The organism is Nocardioides sp., assembly GCF_031422975.1.
Classification (GTDB): domain Bacteria; phylum Actinomycetota; class Actinomycetes; order Propionibacteriales; family Nocardioidaceae; genus Nocardioides.
Map to the genome: position 1 here is coordinate 1 of NZ_JANPEO010000546.1, position 2,698 is coordinate 2,698.

Sequence of the window (2,698 nt, forward strand, 5' to 3'; positions counted from 1 at the left end):
GCTATGCAGGCCGCGATCGACCCGTAGCCGCGCTTGAGGTCGCAATAGGCGCCACCGTGGTGGTGCAGGAGATAGCAACGGAGGTAGTCGGAGCGATGGACCAGCGACAGGTGCTCGTATGCCGGGTGAGGCGGGTGAGCCCGAATCAACCACTCCGATAGGTTGGCCGGCGACACCAGCACCACGACCAGATCCTCCTGGGCGCGCAGCTCTGCCAGCGCAGCGCGGCGGTTGGGCGTGAGGTCGTTGTCACCCGTCCAGAGCGCGAACACACGACGGGGGATGCTCTGAGATGGGGCCGACCGGGTGGGAAACACGTCTCGGTCGAGAAAGCTTCCCCCGAAATTGCCACGTGACCACACCGGGGGCCGTGCCTCGTCGATGGCGCGGTAGCCACGATCGCGCACGGACAGGACCTGCTGTCCCATGCGGCGGCGTGCCACCCAGGCTGCGTGCTTGGCGCGTCGCGCCAGGTCGAGTGCACCCACGGTGGCGGCTCAGTCCAGCCCGAGTGCTAGAGCGTCATTAGCCGAGTCAGGTTCGTCGAGGGTGCCGAGTTCCACGAGATGCGCGAAGGTCGAGTTCCCCCGGCGCACCTCCTCGAAGGTGCCGAGTGCTGCGATCCGACCGGCCTCCAGGAATGCGATCTGGTCGCACCTGCGCACCGTGGACAGGCGGTGCGCCACGACGACGACTGTGACATTGCCGTGCAGGGACTCGATGGTCGAGGTAACGCGACGCTCGGTCTCGTTGTCGAGGGCGGAGGTGGCCTCATCGAGCACGAGCAGCTGGGGACGACGAAAGAGCGCACGCGCGATGCCGACGCGCTGCCGCTGGCCTCCGGAGAGTCGGGTGCCACGCTCGCCCACCGGGGTGTCGAGTCCGTCGGGCATCTCGGCCAACAGGTCACCGAGCTGCGCTTGGTCGACGGCCACCATGAGTTCCTCGTCGCGTGCGGAGTCATTGGCGAGGGCGAAGTGGATGTTCTCGCGTAGCGAATTGTCGAGCAGGTAGACGTCCTGGGGCACCATCGAGATGTTGGCCTGCCACTCAGGGAGGCGACCCCCGATGTCTACGCCGTCGGCGAGGATCTGCCCGCTCGTGGGCCGCTGGAGCCCCAGGAGCAAGTCAACGAGGGTGCTCTTGCCAGCTCCGCTGGTGCCGACCAGGGCGAGCGAGGTGCCGGCAGGAATGTGTAGGTCTATCCCATCTAATACATCTCGGTCCGCGTCGAGGTAGCGGAAGGACACGTCGTCGAACACCAGGTCCTTGGAGAATGGCAGCCGGGTCGTGGCCGGTGGTGCGGCGTGGGGCACGTAGTTCTTGGCCTGGACGAGGTCTCCAAGCACCAGGTCCAGTGCACCCAACCCAGCTCTTACCACGTTGAGCGAGGAGATGAGGCGCACGCTGCTGGGCAGCACCCGGAAACCGGCGACGACGAAGACGGCCAACTGGGCGAGTGCACCCTCGGGCGCCGTGCTGGCGAACGAGGCAACGGTCATGACCGCCACGCCCAGCACGAAGAGGATCTCCATCGTGTACTTGGGGAGGTCTGCGAGGAATGCTGTGGAGCGCCCGGTCTCGCCAATCGACAAGCGATGCACCATGTAGTCGTCGACGAACATCTCCTGTTCGTTGCGTAGCTTGATCTCCTTGACGCCCCCGAGGGCATGGAGTGCGGCACGGGACGAGAGGTAGGACGACACCATCAGTCGCTCACCGTTGTCGAGTGCCCGATCTCGGATCAGCCGTTGGGTGAGCCAACCGAACAGGCCGAAGAACGTCACGACGACCAGCGTCGGCAGTGGAGCCACGATCAGGAGGACCGTCACCATGGCGATCATTGTGATCGCCTCGGTCGCGATCGACATCCACCCCGCGACGACCGAACCGAAGACCGCGCCCTGGGCGTCGTTGATCATCCGCAAGAGGTCAGCGGTGCCGCGGTGCACGTGCAGCGACATCGGCGCGTAGAGGTAGTACCGCAGCAGGTTGCCTGCAGAGCGAGCGCTCTCGGTGTTGATCAGTCCGAGGGTCCACCAGCGGACGCTCAGCGACAGCAGCGCCTTGAGCACGAAGCTGACCAGCACCGCTCCACCCAGCGTGGCCGCGAGCGCACCGTCGCTGGGCCCTCCCAGCAAGTCACGCAGGCGGGGGACGATCGAACCGTCCTCCTGTCCCAGGATCAGGGCCATCAGAGGGAGCACCAGCGCGACGGCGGTCACCTCGGCGAGGGCGATGAGGGTGGATCCGACGATGGCCAGCAGCAGCTTGCGTCGGGTCGAGGCGTCGAACAGCTCGAGCGCCCGACGGAGTGCGACGAACAACTCTCGAACTCCTTCAGGTCGGCGTCGCGCGCGGTTCTGCGCGCCTGGATGCACAGCCTAGGCGGCGCCACCGTCGTCGGTGCCAAGAAGCCGTTTCCAGGACGAGAGCTGCTCGGTCCGGCACCGTACGGTTGGCCCACCAGACGGGGACCAGCTGAGCGTGGGCACGGGGCGACCGGCGCTGAGCTCGTCCCAGATCTGAGTCAGCTCGTCGTCTGCGGTGGACCCGTGGCGCTGCCAGTGGTCACCCCAGTCCACTTGTCCGTCCACCGCGGCAATGGCCGCAGCCCCCTGCCGAAGCTTGCCCGCAAGCTGCTCGCGCGAGCGCCACGGGAGGTGCAAGAGGACCAGGCCGGTGCACACGTCCCCGG

General features: G+C 66.7%; 3 protein-coding genes. All 3 read right to left on the bottom strand.

Features of this window, described 5'->3' with window-relative positions:
- A partial coding sequence (locus RMO85_RS16355) for a hypothetical protein (protein ID WP_310529783.1) occupies positions 1–428 on the bottom strand: 428 nt, incomplete at its 3' end.
- Between the two features lie 69 nt (positions 429–497).
- On the bottom strand, positions 498–2,327 hold the full coding sequence (locus tag RMO85_RS16360; RefSeq protein ID WP_310529784.1) for an ABC transporter ATP-binding protein: 1,830 nt from the start codon (positions 2,325–2,327) through the stop codon (positions 498–500).
- 57 nt (positions 2,328–2,384) lie between these two features.
- Positions 2,385–2,698, bottom strand: a 314-nt coding sequence (locus RMO85_RS16365; RefSeq protein WP_310529785.1) for a hypothetical protein, incomplete at its 5' end; no start/stop codon positions are given.